General features: G+C 60.2%; 23 protein-coding genes. 11 read left to right on the top strand and 12 right to left on the bottom strand.

The features are described from left to right. Positions 1-355 precede the first annotated feature (355 nt). Positions 356-1,840: an aldehyde dehydrogenase family protein gene (locus SPE70_RS06225; RefSeq protein WP_012968765.1), complete on the bottom strand. Its 1,485-nt coding sequence runs from the start codon at positions 1,838-1,840 to the stop codon at positions 356-358. 159 nt (positions 1,841-1,999) lie between these two features. Between SPE70_RS06225 and SPE70_RS06220 the strand changes: the two genes are divergently transcribed. The 4 genes from SPE70_RS06220 to SPE70_RS06205 all read left to right on the top strand — a co-directional run bounded on the left by SPE70_RS06220 (position 2,000) and on the right by SPE70_RS06205 (position 6,190). Next, a complete protein-coding gene (locus SPE70_RS06220) occupies positions 2,000-3,301 on the top strand; it encodes an NAD(P)/FAD-dependent oxidoreductase (protein ID WP_012542535.1) in 1,302 nt (433 codons plus the stop codon). Between the two features lie 13 nt (positions 3,302-3,314). Beyond that, positions 3,315-3,680 (top strand): cupin domain-containing protein, encoded by a 366-nt coding sequence (locus SPE70_RS06215; protein WP_002892824.1) that lies wholly within the window; start codon positions 3,315-3,317, stop codon positions 3,678-3,680. A 439-nt stretch (positions 3,681-4,119) separates the two neighbouring features. Continuing rightward, on the top strand, positions 4,120-5,619 hold the full coding sequence (locus SPE70_RS06210) for an APC family permease (protein WP_004183276.1): 1,500 nt from the start codon (positions 4,120-4,122) through the stop codon (positions 5,617-5,619). Continuing rightward, positions 5,597-6,190 carry a DUF3156 family protein gene (locus SPE70_RS06205; RefSeq protein WP_016160426.1) on the top strand — a complete coding sequence of 198 codons (594 nt, stop codon included), beginning with the start codon at positions 5,597-5,599 and terminating at the stop codon, positions 6,188-6,190. The genes SPE70_RS06210 and SPE70_RS06205 overlap by 23 nt, the downstream gene beginning before the upstream one ends. A gap of 6 nt (positions 6,191-6,196) precedes the next feature. Here the strand turns inward: SPE70_RS06205 and SPE70_RS06200 are convergent, their stop codons facing one another. The 3 genes from SPE70_RS06200 to SPE70_RS06190 all read right to left on the bottom strand — a co-directional run bounded on the left by SPE70_RS06200 (position 6,197) and on the right by SPE70_RS06190 (position 9,301). Then, a complete protein-coding gene (locus SPE70_RS06200; protein WP_032734918.1) occupies positions 6,197-7,312 on the bottom strand; it encodes a class II histone deacetylase in 1,116 nt (371 codons plus the stop codon). 16 nt (positions 7,313-7,328) lie between these two features. After that, positions 7,329-8,501 carry an MFS transporter gene (locus SPE70_RS06195; protein WP_012542539.1) on the bottom strand — a complete coding sequence of 391 codons (1,173 nt, stop codon included), beginning with the start codon at positions 8,499-8,501 and terminating at the stop codon, positions 7,329-7,331. A gap of 116 nt (positions 8,502-8,617) precedes the next feature. Then, a complete protein-coding gene (locus SPE70_RS06190; protein WP_012968769.1) occupies positions 8,618-9,301 on the bottom strand; it encodes a response regulator transcription factor in 684 nt (227 codons plus the stop codon). 509 nt (positions 9,302-9,810) lie between these two features. Here SPE70_RS06190 and SPE70_RS06185 point away from each other — a divergent pair. Beyond that, positions 9,811-10,587 carry an SDR family NAD(P)-dependent oxidoreductase gene (locus tag SPE70_RS06185; protein ID WP_324726515.1) on the top strand — a complete coding sequence of 259 codons (777 nt, stop codon included), beginning with the start codon at positions 9,811-9,813 and terminating at the stop codon, positions 10,585-10,587. A gap of 25 nt (positions 10,588-10,612) precedes the next feature. Continuing rightward, on the top strand, positions 10,613-11,404 hold the full coding sequence (locus SPE70_RS06180) for a MoaF C-terminal domain-containing protein (RefSeq protein ID WP_023322181.1): 792 nt from the start codon (positions 10,613-10,615) through the stop codon (positions 11,402-11,404). 667 nt (positions 11,405-12,071) lie between these two features. Here the strand turns inward: SPE70_RS06180 and SPE70_RS06175 are convergent. From SPE70_RS06175 to SPE70_RS06165, 3 genes are all read right to left on the bottom strand, one after another. Further along, positions 12,072-13,025 carry an aldo/keto reductase gene (locus SPE70_RS06175; protein WP_012968772.1) on the bottom strand — a complete coding sequence of 318 codons (954 nt, stop codon included), beginning with the start codon at positions 13,023-13,025 and terminating at the stop codon, positions 12,072-12,074. A gap of 127 nt (positions 13,026-13,152) precedes the next feature. Next, on the bottom strand, positions 13,153-13,929 hold the full coding sequence (locus SPE70_RS06170; protein WP_002892707.1) for an ABC transporter substrate-binding protein: 777 nt from the start codon (positions 13,927-13,929) through the stop codon (positions 13,153-13,155). A 19-nt stretch (positions 13,930-13,948) separates the two neighbouring features. Then, positions 13,949-15,127: a M20 aminoacylase family protein gene (locus SPE70_RS06165; RefSeq protein WP_063106183.1), complete on the bottom strand. Its 1,179-nt coding sequence runs from the start codon at positions 15,125-15,127 to the stop codon at positions 13,949-13,951. 234 nt (positions 15,128-15,361) lie between these two features. On the opposite strand from SPE70_RS06165, the gene SPE70_RS06160 reads away from it, so the two are divergent. Further along, positions 15,362-15,949, top strand: coding sequence for a lipid-binding SYLF domain-containing protein (locus SPE70_RS06160; protein ID WP_064170488.1), 588 nt, complete (start codon positions 15,362-15,364; stop codon positions 15,947-15,949). A gap of 64 nt (positions 15,950-16,013) precedes the next feature. Here SPE70_RS06160 and SPE70_RS06155 read toward each other — a convergent pair whose 3' ends face one another. Beyond that, positions 16,014-16,469, bottom strand: coding sequence for an RcnB family protein (locus SPE70_RS06155; RefSeq protein WP_008805507.1), 456 nt, complete (start codon positions 16,467-16,469; stop codon positions 16,014-16,016). A gap of 168 nt (positions 16,470-16,637) precedes the next feature. Further along, complete coding sequence (locus SPE70_RS06150) at positions 16,638-17,027, bottom strand: hypothetical protein (protein ID WP_002892699.1); 390 nt, start codon at positions 17,025-17,027, stop codon at positions 16,638-16,640. Positions 17,028-17,298: 271 nt separating this feature from the next. Here SPE70_RS06150 and SPE70_RS06145 point away from each other — a divergent pair, with 271 nt between their 5' ends. The 3 genes from SPE70_RS06145 to SPE70_RS06135 are packed head-to-tail and all read left to right on the top strand — an operon-like array spanning position 17,299 to position 20,300. After that, entirely contained in the window at positions 17,299-18,417 is a 1,119-nt protein-coding gene (locus SPE70_RS06145) for an ABC transporter substrate-binding protein (protein WP_008805505.1), read from the top strand. A 60-nt stretch (positions 18,418-18,477) separates the two neighbouring features. Then, positions 18,478-19,506: a FecCD family ABC transporter permease gene (locus SPE70_RS06140; protein WP_168443365.1), complete on the top strand. Its 1,029-nt coding sequence runs from the start codon at positions 18,478-18,480 to the stop codon at positions 19,504-19,506. Beyond that, the gene (locus SPE70_RS06135) at positions 19,503-20,300 is read left to right on the top strand and encodes an ABC transporter ATP-binding protein (protein ID WP_021314466.1); all 798 of its coding nucleotides are present in this window, start codon (positions 19,503-19,505) and stop codon (positions 20,298-20,300) included. The genes SPE70_RS06140 and SPE70_RS06135 overlap by 4 nt, the downstream gene beginning before the upstream one ends. Before the next feature lie 40 nt (positions 20,301-20,340). Here the strand turns inward: SPE70_RS06135 and SPE70_RS06130 are convergent, their stop codons facing one another. The 3 genes from SPE70_RS06130 to SPE70_RS06120 form a co-directional block, all read right to left on the bottom strand. Further along, the gene (locus SPE70_RS06130; protein ID WP_012542548.1) at positions 20,341-21,483 is read right to left on the bottom strand and encodes an HlyD family secretion protein; all 1,143 of its coding nucleotides are present in this window, start codon (positions 21,481-21,483) and stop codon (positions 20,341-20,343) included. Then, complete coding sequence (locus tag SPE70_RS06125; RefSeq protein ID WP_008805501.1) at positions 21,483-21,827, bottom strand: DUF3302 domain-containing protein; 345 nt, start codon at positions 21,825-21,827, stop codon at positions 21,483-21,485. The genes SPE70_RS06130 and SPE70_RS06125 overlap by 1 nt, the downstream gene beginning before the upstream one ends. A 134-nt stretch (positions 21,828-21,961) precedes the next feature. Beyond that, the gene (locus SPE70_RS06120; RefSeq protein WP_072199744.1) at positions 21,962-22,603 is read right to left on the bottom strand and encodes a helix-turn-helix domain-containing protein; all 642 of its coding nucleotides are present in this window, start codon (positions 22,601-22,603) and stop codon (positions 21,962-21,964) included. 238 nt (positions 22,604-22,841) lie between these two features. On the opposite strand from SPE70_RS06120, the gene SPE70_RS06115 reads away from it, so the two are divergent. Then, positions 22,842-23,765: an aminoimidazole riboside kinase gene (locus SPE70_RS06115; RefSeq protein WP_008805499.1), complete on the top strand. Its 924-nt coding sequence runs from the start codon at positions 22,842-22,844 to the stop codon at positions 23,763-23,765. The last annotated feature ends 60 nt before the right edge of the window (positions 23,766-23,825 follow it).

The raw sequence follows: 23,825 nt of genomic DNA, 5'->3' as shown, positions 1-23,825 counted from the left end.
CAGCGACCGATATTGTCTGTTTCCAGCCTGCTGTCTTTACGTCACCCTACGCCTTCGCGACTCTTAGTGAACGACTCACTGGCGCAGCTCGAACCTTGCCAAAATTACGAATGAAAAAGAGAATGAGAACTATACTCATTATCTAATGTCAAACAAGTCCTGGCGGGCAAAAAAGATAATCTGCTGATTTTTTTTACGGCAATGGCGGATTACGAGGGGAAGACAGGATCCGTGACGGGAAAAGAGTCCCGGAAGCGATGCCGTGCACCGCCCGGGTTGCAGGCCAGAAGGCACACGATGTGTTGCCCATCTGGCGCAAAGCGACACATGACAGCGCTATGTCGCTGAACGGCGATTAATAGCGCACCATCACCGACTTCAGCTCCGTATAATCATCGATAAACGCGCTGCCGAATTCGCGCCCGATGCCCGAGCCCTTCATGCCGCCGAACGGTACCGCCGGGTCGAGGAAGGTATGCATATTGACCCACACGATGCCGGCGTCAATCGCCTCCGAGTAGCGCAGCGCCTGGCGAATATTATCGGACCAGACGCTGGCCGCCAGGCCATATGGCGACGCATTGATCCGCGCCAGCGCCTCTTCTTCACTGCGATAGCCGATAAAGCTGCATACCGGACCGAAGGTCTCCTCGCGCATCAGGGTGCTCTCTTCGCTGCGGACTTTGACCGCAGTCGGCTGCAGGAAATACCCCTCTCCCGGCAGCGCTTCGCCGCCGCAGACGATGGTATCCCCCTCGTCGCGCGCGGTCTGGATCAGTTTGAGCACTTTCTCGTACTGCTGGCGGTTGGCCAGCGGCCCCATCAGCGTCTGTTCATCCAGCGGCGATCCCGGCGCGAAGGCGCTGAGCTTGTCTTTCAGCAGCGCCAGCACTGCATCCAGTTTGCCCTGCGGCAGATAAAAACGCTCCGCAGCGGCGCAAATCTGCCCCTGGTTCAGGTAGCCGGCTTCAATAATGCCGTTGACCATCGCCTCCGGCGTCAGGTCATCGAGGAACAGCGCGGCGTTTTTGCCCCCCAGTTCAAGGGTCACCCGTTTACCTGACGCGCAGGCCGACTGCTGGACTTTTTCACCGGTGGCCACCGAGCCGGTGAAGCTCACCTTGGCGCAGGCCGGATGCGTCATCAGCCGCTGGGCAATCTCGCCGCCGGTGCCGTTGACCACGTTAATCACCCCATCCGGGATACCCACCGCTTTCGCCAGCTCCGCCACGCGCAGCAGCGTCAGCGGCGTATACTCGCTCGGTTTGAGGACGATGGTGCAGCCGCAGACCAGGGCCGCCGCCAGCTTCCAGATGGCAATCATGATGGAGAAGTTCCACGGCACGATGCCGACCACCACCCCCAGCGGCTGGCGGCGGGTGAAGGCGGTATATTTCTCACCGTTCATGGAGGGGAGCGAGACATCCAGCGTTTCGCCGGTGACTTTCCCCGCCCAGCCGGCGAAGTAGCGCAAAAACGCCACCGATTGATCCAGCTCCAACATCCGCGCCAGCATGATGGTCTTGCCGGAGCAGAGACTTTCCAGCTGCGCCAGCGCTTCGCGATGCTCAGCCAGGGCATCCGCCAGCTTCAACAGCAGCGTACCGCGCGCCAGCGTCGGCATCTCACGCCACTGACTGAACGCCTGGCGGGCGCTCTCCATGACGCGATCCGCCTGATCCACATCCGCTGCCGTCACCTCAGCAATTGCCTGACCGGTGGCCGGGTTAACCACCGCGAACGGCGCGCCGTGGCCCGCCTCACGTTGACCGGCAATAAACTGCCCGTGTGGCTGGCGTAAAAAGGCGGTCACTTCCGCCAGTAAGGTTATCTCGCTCATCGTCAGCACCCGTTTTTTTAGCAAAGTTGGCCTATCACAGCACGGTTGCTCTGCGCCGCCCATCGTTCTAAAGAACGTCATTCTTCCGGACGATATTCAACGCCCGCATGGCGTGCTGTGATGAGGACCTTGAGCCAGGCAAGACCACAGGGTAACGCGATGAACATTAAAATCGATGCGCTGAACTACTACGGCGCGACGAAGAAATACCACCTCCATTTCCCGGCGCTGCGGGAAGATATTGAAGCCGACGTGGTGATTATCGGCGGCGGCTTCTCGGGGATTAACACCGCCCTTGAGCTGGCGGAACAGGGTATCACCAACGTGGTGGTGCTGGAGGCGCGCCATCTTGGCTACGGCGGTACCGGGCGCAACGGCGGCCAGGTGATGGCCGGTATCGGTCACGACATCGAAGCGGTGAAAAAGCACGTCGGCAAAGAGGGGCTGGAGACGCTGTTTAAAATCGCCAACCTCGGCGCGGGCATCATTCGCGAACGCATCCGCAAATACCATATCGACGCCGATTTCGTCCCCGGCTACGGCTATCTCGCCTATAACCAGCGGCAGCTCAAAACGCTGCGCCAGTGGGAGAAGGAGTTTAAAGCCGCTACCCCGGATGAAGAAATCGAACTGTATACCGGCAAAGAGGTGCAGCAGGTGGTTGGCTCCGAGGTCTACTGCGGCGCGCTGAAACATATGGGCGGCGGGCAGATCCATTCGCTCAATATGCTGCTCGGTTCGGCGCAGGCCGCCCATTCGCTGGGGGTAAAGATCTTCGAATCCTCGCCAGTGGTGGAGGTGAATTACGGCAAACAGGTGCGGGTACGCACCGCGATGGGCAGCGTCAAAGCCGCCAAACTACTGTGGGCCTGCGACAGCTTCCTCAACAATATGGAGCCGGAGATCTACAACAAGACGCTGGTGACCTACTCCTATCAGGTGTCGACCGAGCCCCTTTCCGATGAACTGATCGAGCGCATCAGCCCACTGCGCGGCGCCTTCAGCGATATTCGCCCGGTGATTAACTACTACCGCGTCACCCGGGAAAATCGCCTGTTGTTCGGCAGCGCGACTCGCTTTGTGGAATATACGCCGAACGATTTCGCCGCCTGGAATCGCACCCTGCTGGCGGAGGTCTTCCCCTATCTGAAGGATGTGAAGATCGATTTCGCCTGGGGCGGGCCGATGGCCTGTAGCGCCAACCTGTTCCCGCAGATCGGCACCCTACGCGATCACAACAACGTCTTTTACGTCCAGGGGTACTCCGGCTTCGGCGTCACCCCGTCGCACATCGTGTGCAAAATCCTCGCCGAAGGGATCAACGGCGGTTCCGACCGCTATCGCCTGCTGAGCAGCATCCCCCACGCGACCATCCACGGCCGTGACAGCCTGCGCTTGCTATTAGTCACAGCCGGAAAATTGATGCATCAAACCGCCGGTTTCTGGAAAGGCCGGAGTTAACCAGGAGAACGCTATGCACGCTTTTAAACTTAAACACCCGGTACCTGACCTGCAGCCGATCGGCAGCGTCAGCCTGCTCGGCGCGACGCCGACCGCGGGAGACCCGCAGGTGGCCGGGGCGATGATCTACGGCGAGCCGCAGGACGCCTTTACCTGCGGACTGTTTTCGTCCACTGAGGGGAGCTTTACCATGACCTATCCGTTTACCGAGCATGCCACCGTGCTGGAAGGCGAAGTGGAGCTGACCGTCGCCGGTGGCGAGCCGCAGCGCTTTGCGCCGGGCGACAGCTGGTTTGTTAAACAGGGCACCGAAGTGGAGTGGAAAATCCTGACGCCGCGCTTTGTGAAGCACTACCTGGCGAACGTCGAGACGCGCTAACACGCTGATAATGCCCGGCGGCGCAGGGAGCGCACAGGGGGACCCGGAGGCGGCGCATTGCGCCTTCTCCGGGCTACCAAATCGCACAGCGCTGTAGCCCCGGTAAGCAGCAGCGCCACCGGGGGTTTTGAGGCCGCCAACACCGGCGTTTCAGTCAGCATGGTGAATAAATTAAAGGCAGGCCGCACGGACCGTAGGCCGGATAAGGCGCAGCCGCCATCCGGCAGAAATACGCGCACCGTGGCAAGACGGATGGCCCCGGTTTTCGGGGTCATGTTGTTTATCCACCGCGACATTCATCGACTGCGTCACAGAATCATGCGCCGCCCTCCACCTTCCGGACGATATTCATTGAGCAGGATGCCCGCCTAAATTATGACTATCCGGGAGTGGCGCTGGCTATTCCCTGCCCTACCCCATTATTGTGCAGAGGTTGACTATGTTTAGTAACAGACTCGCCAGCCATCTTGAGCGCGGCGTCGTCGGCTTCCCGACCACCCTCGCCAGCTCCGTCGGGCTGATCATGGCCAGCCCGGTGATCCTGACGGTCACCAGCGGCTTCGGCATGGGCGGCGATACCTTCGCGCTGGCGGTGCTGCTGGCCTTTATTATGATGCAGGCGCAGGTCACCACCTTTGCCGAGGCGGCGACGCTCATTCCTACCACCGGTTCGGTGTACGACTATATCTCCTGCGGCATGGGCCGCTTCTTCGCCATCACCGGCGCGCTGTGCGCCTATCTGATCGTCCATATTTTCGCCGGGACGGCGGAGACGATCCTGGCGGGCATTATGGCGCTGGTGAACTTCGAATCGATCAACGCTCAGATGGCCGCCCACCAGAACACCTGGATGGTGGGTGTCGGCATGGTGGTGATTTTCGGCTTGCTCAACGCCATCGGCGTGGAAATCTTCGGCAAGGTCGAAGTGGTGCTGACCTTCGGCATGTGGACCACACTGACTATTTTCGGCCTGTGTGGCATTTTTATGGCGCCGGTGACTCATCTTTCCGGCTGGTTCGGCACGCCGCTGAACATCAGCGATATCAACGGTCTGTTCGGCTATATCGGCATGGCGATGTTTATGTTCGTCGGCTGCGAACTGGTGACGCCGATGGCGCCGGAGATTAAACAGGCCCACCGCACTATTCCGCGGGCGATGGCGCTGGGCCTGCTGGGAGTCGCCAGCTGCATGTTTATCTACGGCGCGGCGATCAACCGCCAGGTGGAGAATACCGTGCTCGACGCGGCCAACAACGTCCATCTGCTGGATACACCGATGGCGATCCCGGCCTTCGCCGAACGGGTGATGGGCCACGCCGGCCAGTACTGGTTGGGGGTCGGGCTGCTGCTGGCCGGCTGCGCCACCATCAATACGCTGATGGCCGCCGTGCCGCGTATTATCTACGGCATGGCACTGGACGGCGCGCTGCCCCGCTTCCTGACCTGGCTGCACCCGCGCTTTAAGACGCCGGTGATCGCCATTGCCATCGGGGTGGCGATCCCCTGCCTGCACGCCTGGTATCTGAACGGCGATCTGGACCGCATCGTGCCGCTGATCCTCGCCGCGGTCTGCGCCTGGGGCGTCGCCTATCTGCTGGTGACGCTGTCGGTGGTGATGCTGCGCATTCGCCGCCCGGACCTGCCGCGCGCCTACCGCTCGCCGTGGTTCCCGCTGCCGCAGATTATCTCCAGCGTCGGGATCATCATCGCTATCGTCAATATCACGCCGCCCGGGATGGACAGCCGCCAGGTGCTGGTACCGTTCGGCATAATGCTCGGCCTGACCGCCGCTTACGCCCTGTTCTGGACGGTGTGTGTGCAGCGCGTCAATCCGTTCAAGCCGCTGGTAGTGGAAGAGGTGGTGGAGCGCGCCATCAACAATTATGAAAAACAGACCCGCGGGGAGATGACGCCAGATGTCCTCCGTCCCCTGGTTTGAGACGCCGTTAATGAACGCGGTGCAGCGCGATCTGGCGGGCTGGCCGTGCGAAAAGCTGAGCGAACGCAGCGCATTGCTGCGATTGAACGACGCCACCGCCGTGACCTTCAGCGTGCGTCAGAAGCGGCTGTTTATGGCCAGCATTCACAGCTGCGAGTTTGTCGTCGAGGGGCCGGTGACCCGGCCCGTGCGCGGTAACATTCGCGCCCATCAATCCGGCTGGTGGAAACGCCAGCCGATCCGCTTTATCGGCGGCAAAGGCAGCGAGGAACTCGCCAGCTATCTCAACGGTTTTCCTAATCTCCAGCAGACCTTAAGCGAGCTGGATTACCGCCGCTTTTCGCTGACCTTTGATAGTAGCGGCTGGCGCTGCAGCATTGAACCCTGGGCCGCCAGCGAAGTGGTCTGTAAAATGCCCCCGCTGCGCCGTTATCTGCGGCTGGAAGCGCAGCAGCGGATGCTGCTGCTCAGCGTGCTGGCGATGATTAATCAGGCGGTAAGTCAGTGGATGCGCGGTGGAATCGCAGAAGGGAAAGCATTGACTTCCCCGCCATCACAGCGGGGAAGCTGAGGCGTTTTATAGCAGACCAAACCGTTGCGCCAGCCGATCGATAGCCTGCCTCTGGAACTGCGCGAACTCCGCCCGCGGCTGCTGCTGCTGAATAAATTCCCGCAGCGGATCCTGGACCTCGGTACGGATACCGCTCAGCGTTTCCATCACCGCCAGGCCGCAGAACGGCACGTAGGATTCGGCGTAGCCGCCCTCGTGCACCATCACCAGTTTCCCGCCGCACAGGCGATCCGCCGCCTGCTGGACCTGTTCGGTCATCGCCCGGAAGCTGTCGCTATGTAGCTGCATCCGCGCTAATGGATCCATGGCGTTGGCGTCATAGCCGCAGGCGATAATAATCAGCTCCGGCTCAAAACGCGCCAGCGCAGGAATGACGATAGTTTCCAGCGCATAGCGCCAGCTGTCGTCGCCCGCCCCGGCCAGCAGCGGAATATTAATGTTGTAACCTTCGCCCGCGCCCACGCCGCGATCGTCCTCGCCGGCGTAGCCCGGCGGGAAGCAGCCGTCCTGATGCAAGGAGATAGTCAGTACGTCGTCGCGCTGCAGGTAGATATGCTGGGTGCCGTTGCCGTGGTGAACATCCCAGTCAATGATCGCCACCTTGCCCAGCCCCAGCTGCGCTTTCGCCCGCTCGACGGCAATGGGAATATTGGCGAGGAAACAAAATCCCATCGACTGGTCCGGCAGACAGTGGTGTCCGGGCGGGCGCGACAGCGAATAGGCATTATCCAGCTCCCCCTCCAGCACCGCTTCCACCGCCGCACAGGCCAGCCCGGCGGAAAGACAGGCGATTTCATAACTGCCCGGCCCCAGCGGCGCCTCTTTGCCGAGCATGCCACCGCCGTTATCGCTGATCGCCTTGAAGCGCTCCAGATAGCTGTCGGGGTGGATCCGCCGCAGGTCCTCAAGGCTCGCCGGCGCCGCGCTGCGCAGCGCCAGCTGCGGCGTCAGCCCGGAGACGTCCATCAGGTTTTTCATCCGCCGTTTGGTCTCCGGCGATTCAGCATGGCCGCCACCGGCGGGCGGCTGCACCCACCCGCCCACCGGCAGCGTCACCGCGTGCAGGCCGGTACTGTGCCAGAAACAACGTTCATCAAAAAAGAAACCGGTTTTTCTTTTCACTCTATCCTCCCGTGGGCTAACTCTTCCCGGCGGCGGACGCCGCCGCAATCAAAATCAATGACAGCAGCGCGCAGACGCCTGCCGCCGCCAGCAGCGGGTCGGCGCTGGCAAAACGCTGCAGTAAGGCCCCGGCTAAGGCCGGACCGGCCGCCATGCCGCCGCCGATCACCAGATTGATGCTGTTCATCAGCCGGCCGTTGCTATCGAGCCCGGCCACACGGGCAAGAATAAAGGGCAGCACGAAGGTCCAGGTGAACTTAAACAGCAGCGCCGCGATGGCGTAGCGCACCAGCAGCGGCTGGCCGATCAGCAGCCCAACGCTGACGATCAGCAGGCCGTAGCCCAGCCACACCGGTAAACGATCGGCCCGCTGGGTACCCCGCAGCGCCGCGCCGCCGGCGCCGATAATGCCGCAAACCGTCGCCGCCGCCAGCACCAGACCGACCTGCGTCGGGGTTAGCCCCGCCGCGCTGCCGATGGTGCCGATAAAGGTCCACACTGCGCTGAGGCTGATATAGAAAGTGAGTACCGCCAGCACCGCCAGCGCCTGACGCCACAGCGCCGTCGACGGCTGCTGGTGGGAGGCAGAGAGCGGTTGAAAGCGCGGAGGGAAAGCGGACACCAGCGGCAAACAGCAGAGCATAATGGCGGCGAGGATCAGATAAACCACCTTCAGGCCAAAGGTCGCGAACAGGCCGGGCAGCACCAGCAGGCCAAGCATGCCTAACAGCAGTTGCCCGAGCACCCAAAAGGCGTAGACCCGCGACGGGTTCGGCGTCCCCGCCGCGCAGCTGATACACAAAATCATCAGCGTGCCGCCCGCCAGCGAGGCGAGAAAGCGCGCCGCCAGCAGCGTCTCGTACTGGGTGACCACCGCCGAGGCGAGGTTGGCGGTCAGAAACACCACCCCGGCCATCAGGGCGACCCGCCGCCAGTCGAGGCGGCTCATCCACCACCACGCCGGGAGCGTCGCCAGACTCATCGCCCCCAGCTCCGCCGAGAACAGCCAGCCGATCTGCCCAGGTTTAAGCTGCCATTCGCTGGCCAGCTGCGCCGCCACCGCCGGCGCGGTCATCAGAATACCCGGCGCAATAGCGGCAAAAATCACGATCGCCGCCAGCAAACGCAGGGAGACCACCAGCCCGGCGGGCCGGGAAAGCGCATTATCAGTGAGAGGGGTACTCGACATCGTAGGCGTGCTCCGGTCAAAAAAGCCTCCCCCCGGAGGATCCTCCAGGGAGTGATACCCACAGGCATCAGGAAAACGCCGTGCTGCCACGGCGCGCGCGGGATGCGAAAGTCAGATCACAGATGCAGCGTACGCTGAGCGGCCGGCATCCAGGTTCGGGAAACCAGTTCGGTACGATTGACCACTTCGGTCTTGGCGAAAATGTTGCGCAGGTGCGTTTTTACCGTCGAGAGCGAGATATCCAGCTGGCGGGCAATCAGCTTATTGCTGGCGCCTTCGCGCACCATGCCGACGATTTCCCGCTCTTTCGCCGTCAGGATGGCGGGCAGGTCATCGTCTTCCTGCAGACAGTCGCGAATGGCCAGCTCCACCAGCGGCAGCACCGCCTGAGCCCGCTGGCGCTCTTCGCTGGAGAAAGGCACGTCGCGCATCAGCGAGATACCGGCGATGATCCGCCGCTCGCGGCGAATAAAGATCTCGGTCATGTCGCGTACGTTATTCGGCAACATGAATTCATGATAGTAATGGCGGTTGCGGTCGCAGAGCCGCGGCGTCATCGCCGCCACGGTGGTGTTCTGGTGGCTAAAATGCGAGGGCAGAAGCGGATCCAGCGGCTGGAAGTTTTCCAGATATTGTTGGTGCGTATTATCGGAAATATTATGCAATATATAGCTTTCGGGTTTTAAACGATTATTTACTCGATAAAAGACCGCTGAAGTCAGTGGAATTAGCTGGGAAATAGTCTGTAAACAACGGGCTATTATCGCATCATTACGGCTGGCTTTTAACAAAGCAGACATGATAGGGCCTCCCCGTCGAGATGATGGTACATGACACATGGATGACTACTGATAATTGAAGCATACATTTCACATTTAAGTAACACAATCATTAACATATTAACAATGTGATAGCCGTTACATAATTTTCAACAAACCATTGTTATATAAAGCATTTAAAAAACACACCCGCCATGCTTTACGATAGCCGCGTTAAAATATAAACAAAAAAGATTAACACCCGGCGTACCTGCCCCTGGTGATAAAAAAAACCTATCCCCGACGCGTCATTCTCATCCTAAAGAACGATGGATTTCTGTTTTTTTTCACTTATACCCTTAACAGGATGCAATTAATTTTCGCCGCGGCGTAATCATGTGATGACGCCTGACCCGCTGTTGCCGAAATAATGAGAACGGCGCCCTGTGAGAGAGATCCATTAACCGCCACGGCTATCGTTCTTCCGGACGATAGCCGGGACCTGACGCGCTTTTTAAGGTAATCGAAGACCCCATAACAGGAGAGAGCGAATGGCGAGAGTCGTGGTGATCACCGGCGGTGGAACCGGAATTGGCGCCGCCTGCGCGCGGCTGATGTGCGCCGCGGGCGACCGGGTGTTTATTACCGGACGGCGCGAAGCGCCATTGCAGGCTGTCGCCGATGAGACCGGCGCGACAGCGCTGGTGGGCGATGCCGCCGACGGCGAGGTCTGGGGTCAGCGGCTGCTGCCGGCGATCCTCGACCAGGCTGGCGGTATTGATGTCCTCATCTGCAGCGCCGGCGGGATGGGCAACAGCCCCGCCGCCGAGACCAGCGACAGCCAGTGGCGCGAGGCGCTGGACGGCAATCTCACCAGCGCGTTCGCCAGCGTTCGCGCCTGTCTGCCCTCGCTCATTGCCCGCCGAGGCAATGTCCTGTTTGTCGCCTCCATCGCCTCACTCGCCGCCGGGCCGCAGGCCTGCGGCTACGTCACCGCCAAACACGCCTTAATTGGCCTGATGCGTTCCGTCGCCCGCGATTACGGCCCACAGGGGGTACGCGCCAACGCCATCTGTCCCGGCTGGGTCACGACGCCGATGGCGGATGAAGAGATGCGCCCGCTGATGCAGGCAGAAGGGCTATCGCTGACGGAGGCTTATCAGCGGGTCTGTCGCGATGTTCCGCTGCGCCGCCCCGCCTGCCCCGAGGAGATAGCCGAGGCCTGTCAGTTTCTCTGTTCGCCGCAGGCCGCCATCATCAGCGGCGCCACGCTGGTCGCCGACGGCGGCGCCAGTATCGTCGATGTTCCCACTCTGGCGTTTGCCTAACGCCCTACTCTGTTCAGGAGCCCCTATGACTTCAGAAGCCGTATTTATCCAGGTCGGCGCGCTGGCCGATGGTTTTGCGCCACACGGTAATTTACTCGCCACCACCAGCCTGCCCGCCGGCGAAACCTTTACTTTTTATGTCGCGGGCAGTAAGCCGCAGCAGTTGGTTATCGAAGATGACCAGACGCTCAGCTGGAACGGCAAGCGCGCGCCCTGGCGGGCAACCGCCCTGCGCCCGGACATTCTGTTTATCGACTTCCTTGACCCGGAGCGGGATAACGCCAGCATTAGCGCGGTATGCAACCTGACACAGCGCAACGCCACCCTGGTCTACGGCCAGCTGCCGGACGAAGCCGCCGCGCGGCTGGACGCCTTCAGCCGGGTGGAGCAAGGCCTGCCGCTGACCGCGGTAGAGGCACGGTTTGTTTTTGCCCGCCTGGATGAGCAGTCGGGGCCGCTGCCGGACTTTACCGATGCGCTTATTGGCATGCGCAATCAGTACACCTACAGCCCGACCGAGCGCTATGAGCACATCTATCTCAACGACAATTTTTACACCTGGCAGTGTCTGGACGGTGTGGAAAAGGGGCTGGCGGATGTCGATCGCTGCCACTATGTGCAGGTGGCTGAGGATCTCTATCTGTTCGTCTGGCGGGAGAAAATCATTCCCACGCTGGGGGTGATCCTGATCGATCTGCAGCAGATGCGCACCGACGGCAAGATCATGGGCTATCAGGGCAGCGATTTCGGCGCCCTCAGCAATTTCCCGGTCGGCGCCAGCGCGAAGATCCTCAACGTCACCCGCCATCAGGAATAAAGGGGCGCCGCCGGGCACGCTTTCAGGCACCACACCCGTCATTTCGCCGGGTGGCGGCTGCGCCTGACCCGGCCTACGGTCCGAGCAGCCAGTCATTAATTTACCCACTTGTGCGACTGAAACTGCCGGTGCTGACGGCCTCAAAATCGCTGAGACGTTCCCGGAAGGCCGGGGCAGCCCGCATGGATGCGGGCTGAGGGCCGTGTTTTGCACGGACGCTGCCTCGGCCCGACCCGAAGCCTGCAGGGAAAAGTCGAAGGTACCACGCAGTGGCGATTTTGCTGGCCGGAGCCCGGGGGTACAGGGGGCGGCGGCGACTGGCCGCCCCCTGTGCGCTCCCTGTGCCATGAGTGACATAACGCAGAAAAAATATCGGGAGCGCAATCAGCCCGGAAATAGCACAGGAGTGGTAGCCCTGCTAAGCGCAGCGCGAGCAGGGGCATTTCCGGTTGCGCCGTCATTTCGCCGGGTGGCGGCTGCGCCTGACCCGGCCTACGGGTCCCTCTCACAGACTGACACATCGTAGGCCCGGTAAGCGCAGCGCCACCGGGCGATGGCATCAGCTACGGAGCCGCTTTATGCCGGGTGGCGGCTGGCGCCTAACCCGGCCTACGGTCCGCGTCATGTATAGCCCTTCTCCCTCTCCCCGCCGGAGAGAGGGAGTGACTCAGGCGCTGGCGCTGTCCAGTCGCGCCACTTGCTCCGCGCTCAGGCTCAGCGCCGCCGCGCGGGCAAAACTCTCCACCTGAGCCACGCTGGTGGCGCTGGCGATCGGCGCGGTCACGCCTTCGCGGCCGATCAGCCACGCCAGGGCCACCTCAGCCGGCTTCGCCCCCTGCTCGTCCGCGACCGCCACCAGGGTATCGATAATCCGCATCCCGCGCGGATTCAGGTACTTACCAATCCCCCCTCCGCGCTGGCTCTGGGCCAGATCCGATGGCTGGCGGTACTTACCGGTTAAGAACCCGGAGGCTAGGCTGTAGTAGGTCACCACCCCGATATCGCGGCTGACGCAGAGATCGCACAGCGCGCCTTCAAACGCGGAGCGGTGGTAGAGGTTATATTCCGGCTGCAGCACCTGCCAGGCAGGCAAGCCGCCTTTACGCGCTACCTCCAGCGCCCCCGCCAGCTGCATCGCATCCAGGTTAGAGGCCCCCATGGCGCGGATTTTTCCGGCCTGCTGCAGGCTGTGGAAAGCCTCCAGCGTTTCCTCCACCGGGGTTTGCGGATCCGGCCAGTGGGAGAAGTAGAGATCAATGTAGTCGGTATTAAGGCGGCGCAGGGAGTCATCTACCGCCTGTTGGATCCAGGCTTTGCTGAGCCCTTTATGGCCGGGTAGGCCTAAATCGGAGCCGACTTTGGTGAAGATTTTGACCTTATCGCGCATGCCGGGGCGCGCCTGCAGCCAACGACCGATGATGGTTTCGGATTCGCCGCCCTGGTTGCCTTCCGCCCAGCGGGAATAAACATCCGCCGTATCGATAGCGTCAAAACCGTGGTCAACAAAAGCATCAAGAAGAGCAAAACTGGTTTTTTCATCGATGGTCCAGCCAAAGACGTTGCCGCCAAAGACTAATGGGGCGATGGAAAATCCGGTTTTACCCAATGGACGTGTCATCATGCCGAGTACTCCTTAGCTTATATTCTGCTTCCCTCAGGTAACCGCAGGGGTCAGGAGAGGAGGTGATTGGATAATCAGAAAAGGAATCTTACGGCGGGCGCTCCACGCCCGCAGGTACACTCAGACATTATGTCCCGGAATAAACATCAAAGCTAAAATATTTGCCGGCTAATTTTTTATAGGTGCCGTCGGCAAGAATCTTCGCAATGGCACCGTTAATTTCCTGACGCAGTGCCTCATCGTCTTTACGCAAGCCGATCGCCGCCCCGGCGCCAAACAGCGTATCGTCCTGCAGATGGCCGCCGACAAAGGCGAATTCCTTACCCTGCGGCTGCTGCAGGAAGCTGTAGTCGGCCATCATCCCGGAGAGCACTGCGCCGTCGATGCGCCCGGACTCCAGGTCACGCACCACGCTATCGGCCCCCTGGTAGGCCACAATGTTAATCCCCTGCGGCCGCCAGTGCTGGTTAACATAAGTCTCCTGCGCCGAGCCCTGCTCCACGCCGATGGTTTTGCCCTTCAGCTGTTCCGGCGTATTGCCCTGCAGGGTATTTTTACGCGCCACGAGGAACACCGGCCCGTTATATAGCTTGTCGCTAAAGGCAATCTGCGCTTTGCGCTTCTCGGTCATGTACATCCCGGAAAGGATCGCGTCGAATTTACGCGCCTTCAGCGCCGGGATAATGCCGTCGAAATTGCTTTCCACCCACACGCATTTCGCCTGCAGCTGCTGGCAAATGGCGTTGCCTAAATCGATATCAAACCCCGCCAGCTTGCCCTGCGGATCTTTCCATTCAAACGGCGCGAAAGTCGGGTCGACGCCGAAGCGGATCTCCTTTCCCCCTTCGGCCAGCGCCGACGTCGACGCCATTAATGCCAGCCATAGCAACAGTGATTTTTTCATTCGCGTTCTTCTCCAGAGATTAGCGACAGTGCTTTTCCACCAGGCGGGCGAACAGCGTCGCGCCGGTGGTGATAATGTCATCGTTAAAGTCGTAGCCGGGGTTGTGCACCATGCAACCGCCCTTCTCCCCTTTCTCACCGTTGCCGAGCAGGAAGTAGCTCCCTGGGCGTTCGCGCAGCATAAAAGCGAAATCCTCGCTGGCGTTCATCGGTGAGACCGACTCCAGTACCCCTTCGCGGCCAAACACTTCCAGCGCCAGCGCCCGGGCGAAATCGGTCTCTTCAGGGCTGTTGGTTAATACCGGGTAGGAGTCGTACACCTCCACTACGCTGCTGGCGCCATAGCTTTTGGCGGTAAAGTCAGCGAGCTCGTGAATACGCTTGATCAGCAGATCGCGAATGTCCGGCTTCATCGCCCGCACGCTCAGCTCCATCACCACGCTCTCCGGAATGACGTTGGAGGCGATACCGGCCTGGAAGGTGCCGACGCTGACCACTGCCGTTTCCCCCGGCGGCACGTTGCGCGCCACGATGCTCTGCAGGGCCATCACCAGCGCCGCACCGGCGACGACCGGGTCGACGGTTCGCTCCGGATGGGCGCCGTGGCCGCCGTAGCCGGTAATCGTAATTTTGACGGTGTCCGCCGAGGCCATAAAGTTGCCGGCGTAGAAGCCCAGCTTGCCCACCGGTAGCCCCGGCATGTTGTGCAAGCCAAAGATGCGTTCGCAGGGGAATTGCTCGAACAGCCCGTCTTTAATCATTAAATCGGCGCCGCCGATAGCCTCTTCCGCCGGCTGAAAAATCAGATGCACCGTGCCGTTAAACTGGCAGGCCGGCGAGGCGATGTATTTCGCCGCCGCCAGCAGAATGGTGGTATGGCCGTCATGGCCGCAGGCGTGCATTTTTCCGGGTACCGTACTGGCCCAGGGCAAATCAGTAGTTTCATGGATCGGCAGCGCGTCCATATCGGCGCGCAGGCCAATAGTACGCGGCGAGTCGCCCTTGCTCAGGCTGCCGACGACGCCGGTTTTACCGAGGCCGCGGGTGACCTGATAGCCCCACTCCGCCAGTTTGCCAGCCACCAGCTCACTGGTATTAAACTCTTCCAGACTTAATTCCGGATTGGCATGTAAATAATGACGGATAGAAATCATTTCATCTTCCGTCGCTTTAATTTCGGGGATTACATAATCACTCATGCCGTTCTCCGGGAAATAAATTAAGGACTTAACACGGTAACGTGGTGGAAACTTTATGCAAGCAGCATTTCTAATACCTGGAATGAACTCATCTTATTTAATAATCCGCACATTACAGAGTAATAAATAATCAAAATAGTGAAATTTAAAAATAAACGTTTATTTTATGGAGGATTTACCGTTATTTAACCTACCATTCCCGACCATATTCAGATTTAAATAAAATAAACGTGTATGAAATTACAGACGCTTTCCCTCGCCGCCATCGTCATGCTAGCGGGCTGCAGCGCGCAGAGCGATACCGCCAGCCAGCAGCGGGCCAGCATCCAGAAGATGCGCAGCGAAACCCTCAACAAGCTTTACGCCCTGCAGCCTGAGGCCCGCAGTGATATTCAGCATGCGAAGGGGTATGCGGTGTTTGCCAATAACAGCAGCAAGATCCTGCTGTTCGGGTTTGGCAGCGGTTACGGCGTGGTGCGGAATAAGGCCACCGGGAAGGATACCTATATGAAAATGGCCCAGGGCGGCGCCGGCCTGGGGATGGGGATTAAGCAGCAGCGCACGGTGCTGGTTTTCCATGATAAAGCGGCCCTGGAGACCTTTATTCGCCAGGGATACATGGTTGGCGCCGATGCGAATGCCGCCGCAAAATATGATGACAAAGGCATCGCGCCGATCGCCGCCTCCACCAGCGGCGTGGCGTCAGATACCGCCTCCCTGCCCTCGAAGGTCAACGTCTACGACCTGACCGAAAAAGGGCTGGCCGCCCAGGCAATGATCAATGGTTATAAATACTGGCCGGATGCTGCGCTGAACCCGTAGCTTTCCGTGAGTGCGCCATCGCCGGATCAGGCTTTCCCTGACCCGGCGTCGCGGAGCAGCGCATTTAGTGGCCGAGGGCGCCGCTCACCAGAATCGAGGTGATGATCCCGGTCGCCGCAGCGATCAGCACATAGTTACCGTCGATATAGGACCAGTGATGGCCTTCCGGCGGGGGCGGCAGGCCGCGGTCGCTCCAGTCGCGGACGCGATATTCATCGCCACGGAACGGCGCCGGAGCCGGGTGTCCTTTGCGGAAATCGTTCCCGCGCCAGGCGAAATGGTCCTGCTCATGACGTGCCTGATCGCGTTTGCCATGACCGTCGCGATCCGGGCCACGCTGGTCATGGTCGCCCTGATGATGCGCGTCAGGTCCGCCCTGCGGCGCATGCCCATCATGGTCCGGACCGTTCTGCCACACCGTTGGCTGCCCCGGGCGATGGCCGTCGTTCGGGCCATCGGCAAAGGCCGGGACGCTCAGCACACACGATAAAATTACTGCCAGAGAAATCATCTTTTTCATGGTACACCTCCTGATTCAGCTCCTTTGTACCGGGCAAATGTGAAGAAAGAGTGAGTAACTGGTTAACCAGGACGATTCCTGGCATCGGCTGTCGGGAAGAGGTTGTGCTGATGGCGGGGCAATAAAAAAGGCCGCTTTCGCGACCTTGATTCAGACAGGTAAAAGGACTTATTCAGTCACTTTATTTTTTAACTCTTCGGCGCCGGTTTTGGTTTTATCCCAGCCCTTTTCCGCACCGGATTTGGTGGCATTCCAGCCTTTTTCACTGACCTCTTTGGTCTTATCCCACCCCTTCTCGGTGCCTTCTTTGGTCTTGTTCCAGGTTTTCTGCGCGCCTTCGCTCACCTGGCTGCCAACGCTGTCCTGCTTGCCTTCGGCAGCATGTTTCGCCTTCAGCTGCTGCTCTTCGCCCTCATGCTGGGCCTGGTGCAGCTTCTCTTTGGCGGTGTTGGCATTGGCATTCGCCGCCGCGACGGTATCATCTGTTGCATGTGTTGTCGCAGCAAAAACCGGAGCTGCAACCAGAATAGCCGATAACGCAATCATTGCTTTTTTCATAATATCCTCTCTCACGTGTCGTGTTATGAGTCGCATTCAGGATGGCACAACGAACCGGGGATGACATTAGGAATTAGCCTGAAAAACGTCTTCGATGTCCAGCCATGGCAGAAAATGCTGCCGCCGTGCGCGCCCTGTCGGCGTTGGCATAATTTCCAACATGTTTGTTACATTTTATGAAATTTGTCCTTGATATACTTGCCGTTGATGTTTGTTCGAGAATAATTCTCAGAATCATTATATTTATAAATTGGCAAACGGAACTCCTTTTATGGCAAGAAAATCAGTAAGATCGCTGTTACTTACTGCGCTGATCGCGACGCCCCTCTTCAGCTATGCAACCCAATATCCCCTGACGGTCACTGACCTCGACGGCCGGCAGGTCACCCTGGCCAAAGAGCCGCAGCGTATTATTTTGCAGGATGGCCGCGACATTATGACCCTCGCCCTGCTGGACCGGGACAATCCGTTTAAACGGCTGGTGGCATGGAATAATCTGGCGAAAAAGCAGGATGTTGCCACCTGGCAGATGCTGAAAACGACGTGGCCGCAGTCGGCCACGATCCTTGACATGGGCTTCAGCGACAAAGGGAACGTCGATCTTGAAAGCGTCATCGCCCGTCAGCCGGATCTGATGATCGCCCAGCTGCGCGCCAGGCCAGCGCTGATGGAGAGCGGCGTCATCGACAAGCTCAGCGCCCTGCACGTTCCGGTGCTGTTTGTCGACTATGAGATAGACCCGGCGAAAGATACCGCCCCCAGCATCGACCTGCTGGGCAAAGTCCTTAACCGCGAGAGCCAGGCCAAAGCCTTTACCGATTACTATCGTCAGCAGCTGCAGACGATTCGCCAGAAAACCGCGGCCATCACGCCGAAGGCCAACGTCTTCGTGGAAGCGCTGGCCGGCAACAGCGACGCCTGCTGCTTTACCCACGGCCACAGCGGCTGGGGCGGGCTGGTGGAGGCGGTCGGGGCGAACAATATCGGTTCGCAGCTGCTGCCGGGCGCCTCCGGGTTCGTCTCGCTGGAGAAAATCATCAGCATGAAGCCCGACGCCTGGATCATGACCGGCTCGAAGCGCGGCAACAGCCAGGTGCTGCCCCTGGGTTATGAGGTTAAGCCGGAGGCGGTGAAGGCCCAGGCGCAGATCCTGCTGGCGCGACCTGGGGTCAGCCAGATCCCGGCGGTACAGGAAAAGCGGGCCTATGGCGTCTATCACCACTTCTATAACCACCCGTGGAATATTGTCGGCATGGAATACCTGGCGAAAGATATCTACCCGCAGGCCTTCGGCGATCTCAACCCGGATGAGACTTACCATTATATCGTGCGCCATTTCACCGACCTGCCGGACCAGCCGTTCGTCTTCTCCTGGCAGCAGAGCGAGTAATCCGGCATGCGTTTAACCTCCGACTCCGTGCTCGACGGGCTGCCCGCCGGGACCTCTGGCGTGATAGATGACTATCGCCGTATCGTGCGTCGCCGTCTGCTGCTGATGCTCCTGCTGGCGCTGTTGATTGTCGCGTCGCTGCTGCTCGATTTTATGCTCGGCCCCTCCGGTCTGCCGCTGCAGAGCCTGTGGCAGACGTTAACCGATCCGGCCAGCGCCGAACCGGGCACGCGCGCCATCGTCTGGGATATCCGTCTGCCCTATGCGGTGATGGCGATTATCGTCGGCCTGGCGCTGGGACTGGCCGGCGCCGAAATGCAGACCATCCTCAATAACCCTCTGGCCAGTCCGTTTACCCTTGGCGTCTCCTCGGCTGCGGCGTTTGGCGCCGCGCTGGCGATTGTGCTGGGTATTGGCCTGCCCGGTATTCCCGGCCAGTGGTTTATCTCGGCCAACGCCTTTATCTTCGCCCTGCTGGCGGCCCTGCTGCTGGACGGCATCACCCGCTGGACCCAGGTGGCCACCTCCGGGGTCATCCTGTTCGGCATCGCGCTGGTCTTTACCTTTAACGCCCTGGTCTCGATGCTGCAGTTCATCGCCAACGAAGACACGCTGCAGGGGCTGGTGTTCTGGACCATGGGCAGCATCGACCGCGCCTCCTGGAGCAAAGTCGCCATCCTGCTGGTCGCCCTGGCGCTGGTGATGCCCCTGTCGCTGCGCAGCGCGTGGAAGCTGACCGCCCTGCGGCTGGGCGAGGACCGGGCCATCAGCTTTGGCATTAACGTTCGCCGCCTGCGCCTGACCACGCTGCTGCGGATCAGCATACTGTCTGCGCTTTCGGTGGCCTTTGTCGGGCCAATCGGCTTTATCGGCCTGGTGGCGCCGCATATTGCGCGGATGCTCTTCGGCGAAGACCATCGCTTTTATCTGCCCGCCAGCGCGCTGATCGGCGCTCTGGTGCTCTCCCTGGCCTCCATCGCCTCGAAGAACCTGATCCCGGGGGCCATTATTCCGGTGGGGATCGTCACTTCCCTGGTCGGGGTCCCGTTCTTTTTGAGCATTATTTTACGTCATCGGGGGCAGGTATGAGCGACCAGACGTTATCCGGGCTGTCGCTGTCTCACTTCAGCGCCGGCTACCCCAGACGCAAGGTGATCGAGAACCTGACGGTTCCCCATCTGCCGCGAGGGAAAATCACCGCGCTGCTGGGGCCAAACGGCAGCGGTAAATCAACGTTAATGCGGGCGATGGCGGGTCTGGGACCCTGCCGCGGCGAGCTGCTGCTGGAGGGGGAAAATCTGCTGACGCAGCCGTTCTCACGTCGCGCAGAGCAGGTGGTCTATCTTCCGCAGACGCTGCCCGCCGGCGTGCATCTGCATGTGCTGGAGTCGATTATCGTTGCCCAGCGCGCCGCCGGAGGACGCCACAGTCCGCAGCACCAGGAGGAGGTGATGGCGCTGCTGCGGCAGCTGGGGATTGCCCATCTGGCGATGAGCTACCTCGATCAGCTCTCCGGCGGGCAAAAGCAGCTGGTGGGTCTCGCTCAGTCGCTGATCCGCCAGCCGCGCCTGCTGCTGCTCGACGAACCGCTCAGCGCCCTTGACCTCAACTACCAGTTTCACGTGATGGATCTGGTACGCCGGGAGACCCGACGGCGCAACATCGTAACCCTGGTGGTGGTGCACGATATCAATATTGCCCTGCGTCATGCCGACCACGTGCTGATGCTCAAGGCGGGCCAGTTGCTCGGCGACGGCACCCCGGCCGCGGTCATCACCCCCGAGACCCTGGCGGCCGTCTATGGGGTGCGCGGGCGTATTGAACCCTGTTCGCAGGGGGTGCGGCAGGTCATTATTGACGGCCTGGTGGACAGCGAGGCCTGACTGCGGCGCGGGGCGGCACGTCCGCCCTGCGCCCGCCGGCTTAGTGATCGAGATAGAGGTAGTTTTCCCAGCTTTTCATGCGGATCAGGATCTTCCTGATCAGCGACAGCTCTTTCAGGTGATCCGAGTAGACCGCCGCCTCAAGGGTGGCCCCCTGCGGCAGAGCGTATTCGGCAAATCGCGGATCGGTCACCTTCAGCACCACCAGCGCCCGGCCATGGGTATTGAGCGCGTCTGTGGTCAGCAATTTGCCCTGCCCCTGAAACTGACTCTCGCCAATCGCCGGCAGCACGTCGGCCACTTCTCCGCGAAAGACGGTACCCGGGATGGCCGGAAACATCAGCTCCGCGGGCTCGCCTTTGTGCAGACGCTGCAGGGCGTTCTGGCGAAATGCCGCGACGTACTCCCGCGAGGCGGCGCCCTCCACCGGCACAAAGGTCATCAGCGGGATCATCCCCAGGGCAGTGGACATGGTGCCCGGCCGTAAGCCGACGGTACTGACATAGCCATCCTCCGGGGCACGGACGACGGTGTTCTCCAGCTGAAACTGCGCCTTTTGCAGCTGCGCCAGCAGGGAGGCCACGGTGGTATTTTTGCCCTTCACCACCGAGTCCAGCGCGTTGCGCGCCTGCACCACCTTTGCCTGAGCCGCGCTGACGCTGGCTTCATCGGCCTTCCACGTCTGCAGACGGGTATCAACCATTTGATCGGAGAAGGCGCCCTGGGCATGACCCTCCCGATAGCGGGCATATTCCCGCCGCGACTGGTCGCGCTGGGCCACCGCTCTGCTCAGCTCGGCCTGCGCCTGGCTTAACGCCGCGTTTAAGGAGAGCGCATCCTGACTGGCCGCTTTTATCTGCGCCTGCAGATCGTCTACTTTTGCCTGGAACGGCGTCGGGTCGAGGGTAAACAGCACATCGCCCTTATGCAGCATCTGGTTAGGCTTCACCGGTACGCTCTGCACCCGGCCGCGCACCTGCGACACAATCGGCACGGTACGAAACACCTGGTTACCAACGTCGGTATACGGGAAGTTGTAGTTCATCCCGAAGATCACCGCGCCAATCAGGGCGATACCGCCGAGCACCGCCGTCGGTACGGTCCACTTATTGAGCGGGATGCGGAAGACTTTAAACACCACGATGCACAGCGCGGCGTAGGTCAGTAACATTAACGTTTCCATTAGTTTGCCTCCTCCGCTTTCAGCGCAGCCACCTCGCGCTGGACCTGTTCCAGTTGCTGGACCACCGTTTCCAGACGCTGATGCAGCGCCTGCTGATCGTCGGCAATGTGGCGCATTCCCCACCCGCGATCTTCGCGCCACAGCGTTGCCCAGATCCATAACAAAGGCCACAGCGCGTGCAAGGTAAATAAGCTGACCCAGCCGGCATAATGAATCGCATCCTGATGAGGATGGCGCCGCTCTTTGGCAATTTCATAAGGAATATCGTGAATAACAATCACGCCATAAAACAGTATTAAGGCCACGGCGATCAGAATGGCCAGCGCAACATAATCCAGGGTCATAAAATAACTCCAGAGTGAAAGGTTAACTTAATAAAACAGCCAGATTCAGACGTAACGGGGCCGGGGAAAAAGCGCGCTTAGCGCTTTCCCTGGCGGTGATAGCAACGTGATGGCGTGAATCTGCCGAATCGGGTTCAGAATTTCTCAGGAATATGACGGTCGATGGAGATCAGCTTGCCTTTTTTCACCGTGATATATCCCCCCTCGCGCAGCGCGGCCAGCACCTGGTACACATAGCTGCGCGAGAGATTGGTTCGTTTAATAATAAATGCCGACAGGCTCTCATGCTGACCACCATCGATTTCGCTGCGATATAGATAGCGCGACAGCATCGATTTAATGGTCTGAAAACTGGTCTGGCTGCCACGTTCATAGTGGGCATCAAGGGCAAATATGCCCATATAGGCCAGGATCGTGGTCAGCTCTTGCATATAGCCCGGCGACGAATGAAAGAATATTCGCTCAAAATCGCTGGCGGTTATTTTCGCCAGCTGGCACTCGCCCAGACACCGATAATAGAGCGCGACCGACGGACAATAATGTTCCAGTAATCCTAACGGCATATGCGCGATAACAATCCCGACCAGGTTCTGCTCATCGCCAAAGGCCAACGTCATTTGCCCCTGCAGCAGAAAGTAGAGATAGCCCGGCTGCGGAATAAAGCCCTGGTCTTTGCCCAAACTCAGCGTTTCACTGCAGGCGATCACCGCCGGCAGATGCGTGGTCAGCGTCAGCTTCTGGTACCGATCGTAAATATCGCCAAAACTGGGGTTCATCGCGCTGCGCACTCCTTTACCTTTGGCCACCGCGGCGGGGCTAACCGCGACCTGTTGAACTATACCTAAGCGGGTGGGGAAGGAAAAGTCCAGATCTGGAGTGGCGAAATATTCCGCCTGGCTCACATTTTTTACCCTCGCCTCCCTGTTTCGTGACCCGATCGTTCCGCTTACCGGTGGGCTATGCTTTAATTAGCCAAACCGGTTTAACATAGTTTAGCTAAGAGGAATTTGTCGAATGAATGGAAAAATCTGGGTACTCGGCGATGCGGTCGTTGATCTCCTGCCCGATGGCGAGGGCCGCCTGCTGCAATGCCCCGGCGGCGCACCGGCCAACGTCGCGGTCGGCGTGGCGCGGCTCGGCGGCGACAGCGGGTTTATTGGCCGCGTCGGCGACGATCCCTTCGGCCGCTTTATGCGTCACACCCTGGCGCAGGAGCAGGTCGATGTGAATTACATGCGCCTCGATGCGGCGCAGCGCACCTCCACGGTGGTGGTCGATCTCGATCAGCACGGGGAGCGCACCTTTACCTTTATGGTCCGTCCGAGCGCCGACCTGTTCCTTCAGCCCGAGGATCTCCCGCCGTTTGCCGCCGGCCAGTGGCTGCACGTCTGCTCCATCGCTCTCAGCGCCGAGCCGAGCCGCAGCACGGCATTCGCGGCAATGGAGGCGATAAAACGCGCCGGGGGCTATGTCAGCTTCGACCCCAATATCCGCAGCGACCTGTGGCAGGATCCGCAGGACCTGCGTGACTGTCTCGACCGGGCGCTGGCCCTCGCCGACGCCATAAAACTCTCGGAAGAGGAGCTGGCCTTTGTCAGCGGCAGCGACGACATCGTCAGCGGCATCGCCCGGCTGAACGCCCGCTTCCAGCCGACGCTGCTGCTGGTGACCCAGGGCAAAGCGGGGGTCCAGGCCGCCCTGCGCGGGCAGGTTAGCCACTTCCCCGCTCGCCCGGTGGTGGCCGTTGATACCACTGGCGCCGGCGATGCCTTTGTCGCCGGGCTGCTCGCCGGCCTCGCCGCTCACGGTATCCCTGACAACCTCGCCGCGCTGGCTCCCGACCTTACGCTGGCGCAAACCTGCGGCGCGCTGGCCACCACCGCCAAAGGCGCCATGACCGCCCTGCCCTACAGGGACGATCTTCAGCGCTCGCTGTGATCCCGTTGGGCCGGCTAACGGCCCACTTTGCTGGCGACATCACAATTCTTAAACCGGTTT

Origin of the sequence: Klebsiella sp. ZJOU C1, from assembly GCF_035620215.1 — a bacterium.
In the GTDB taxonomy this organism is placed as follows: domain Bacteria; phylum Pseudomonadota; class Gammaproteobacteria; order Enterobacterales; family Enterobacteriaceae; genus Klebsiella; species Klebsiella variicola.
This window is presented reverse-complemented; position numbering and strand designations above follow the sequence as displayed.

What these genes read in the sequence shown, in the direction of transcription:
- SPE70_RS06190 (WP_012968769.1), bottom strand. Translation starts at nt 9,301, where the DNA reads ATGTCTGCTTTGTTAAAAGCCAGCCGTAATGATGCGATAATAGCCCGT.
- SPE70_RS06175 (WP_012968772.1), bottom strand. Translation starts at nt 13,025, where the DNA reads ATGATGACACGTCCATTGGGTAAAACCGGATTTTCCATCGCCCCATTA.
- SPE70_RS06195 (WP_012542539.1), bottom strand. Translation starts at nt 8,501, where the DNA reads ATGTCGAGTACCCCTCTCACTGATAATGCGCTTTCCCGGCCCGCCGGG.
- SPE70_RS06160 (WP_064170488.1), top strand. Translation starts at nt 15,362, where the DNA reads ATGAAATTACAGACGCTTTCCCTCGCCGCCATCGTCATGCTAGCGGGC.
- SPE70_RS06150 (WP_002892699.1), bottom strand. Translation starts at nt 17,027, where the DNA reads ATGAAAAAAGCAATGATTGCGTTATCGGCTATTCTGGTTGCAGCTCCG.
- SPE70_RS06145 (WP_008805505.1), top strand. Translation starts at nt 17,299, where the DNA reads ATGGCAAGAAAATCAGTAAGATCGCTGTTACTTACTGCGCTGATCGCG.
- SPE70_RS06205 (WP_016160426.1), top strand. Translation starts at nt 5,597, where the DNA reads ATGTCCTCCGTCCCCTGGTTTGAGACGCCGTTAATGAACGCGGTGCAG.
- SPE70_RS06170 (WP_002892707.1), bottom strand. Translation starts at nt 13,929, where the DNA reads ATGAAAAAATCACTGTTGCTATGGCTGGCATTAATGGCGTCGACGTCG.
- SPE70_RS06185 (WP_324726515.1), top strand. Translation starts at nt 9,811, where the DNA reads ATGGCGAGAGTCGTGGTGATCACCGGCGGTGGAACCGGAATTGGCGCC.
- SPE70_RS06120 (WP_072199744.1), bottom strand. Translation starts at nt 22,603, where the DNA reads ATGAACCCCAGTTTTGGCGATATTTACGATCGGTACCAGAAGCTGACG.
- SPE70_RS06115 (WP_008805499.1), top strand. Translation starts at nt 22,842, where the DNA reads ATGAATGGAAAAATCTGGGTACTCGGCGATGCGGTCGTTGATCTCCTG.
- SPE70_RS06215 (WP_002892824.1), top strand. Translation starts at nt 3,315, where the DNA reads ATGCACGCTTTTAAACTTAAACACCCGGTACCTGACCTGCAGCCGATC.
- SPE70_RS06180 (WP_023322181.1), top strand. Translation starts at nt 10,613, where the DNA reads ATGACTTCAGAAGCCGTATTTATCCAGGTCGGCGCGCTGGCCGATGGT.
- SPE70_RS06165 (WP_063106183.1), bottom strand. Translation starts at nt 15,127, where the DNA reads ATGAGTGATTATGTAATCCCCGAAATTAAAGCGACGGAAGATGAAATG.
- SPE70_RS06135 (WP_021314466.1), top strand. Translation starts at nt 19,503, where the DNA reads ATGAGCGACCAGACGTTATCCGGGCTGTCGCTGTCTCACTTCAGCGCC.
- SPE70_RS06210 (WP_004183276.1), top strand. Translation starts at nt 4,120, where the DNA reads ATGTTTAGTAACAGACTCGCCAGCCATCTTGAGCGCGGCGTCGTCGGC.
- SPE70_RS06155 (WP_008805507.1), bottom strand. Translation starts at nt 16,469, where the DNA reads ATGAAAAAGATGATTTCTCTGGCAGTAATTTTATCGTGTGTGCTGAGC.
- SPE70_RS06125 (WP_008805501.1), bottom strand. Translation starts at nt 21,827, where the DNA reads ATGACCCTGGATTATGTTGCGCTGGCCATTCTGATCGCCGTGGCCTTA.
- SPE70_RS06225 (WP_012968765.1), bottom strand. Translation starts at nt 1,840, where the DNA reads ATGAGCGAGATAACCTTACTGGCGGAAGTGACCGCCTTTTTACGCCAG.
- SPE70_RS06130 (WP_012542548.1), bottom strand. Translation starts at nt 21,483, where the DNA reads ATGGAAACGTTAATGTTACTGACCTACGCCGCGCTGTGCATCGTGGTG.
- SPE70_RS06220 (WP_012542535.1), top strand. Translation starts at nt 2,000, where the DNA reads ATGAACATTAAAATCGATGCGCTGAACTACTACGGCGCGACGAAGAAA.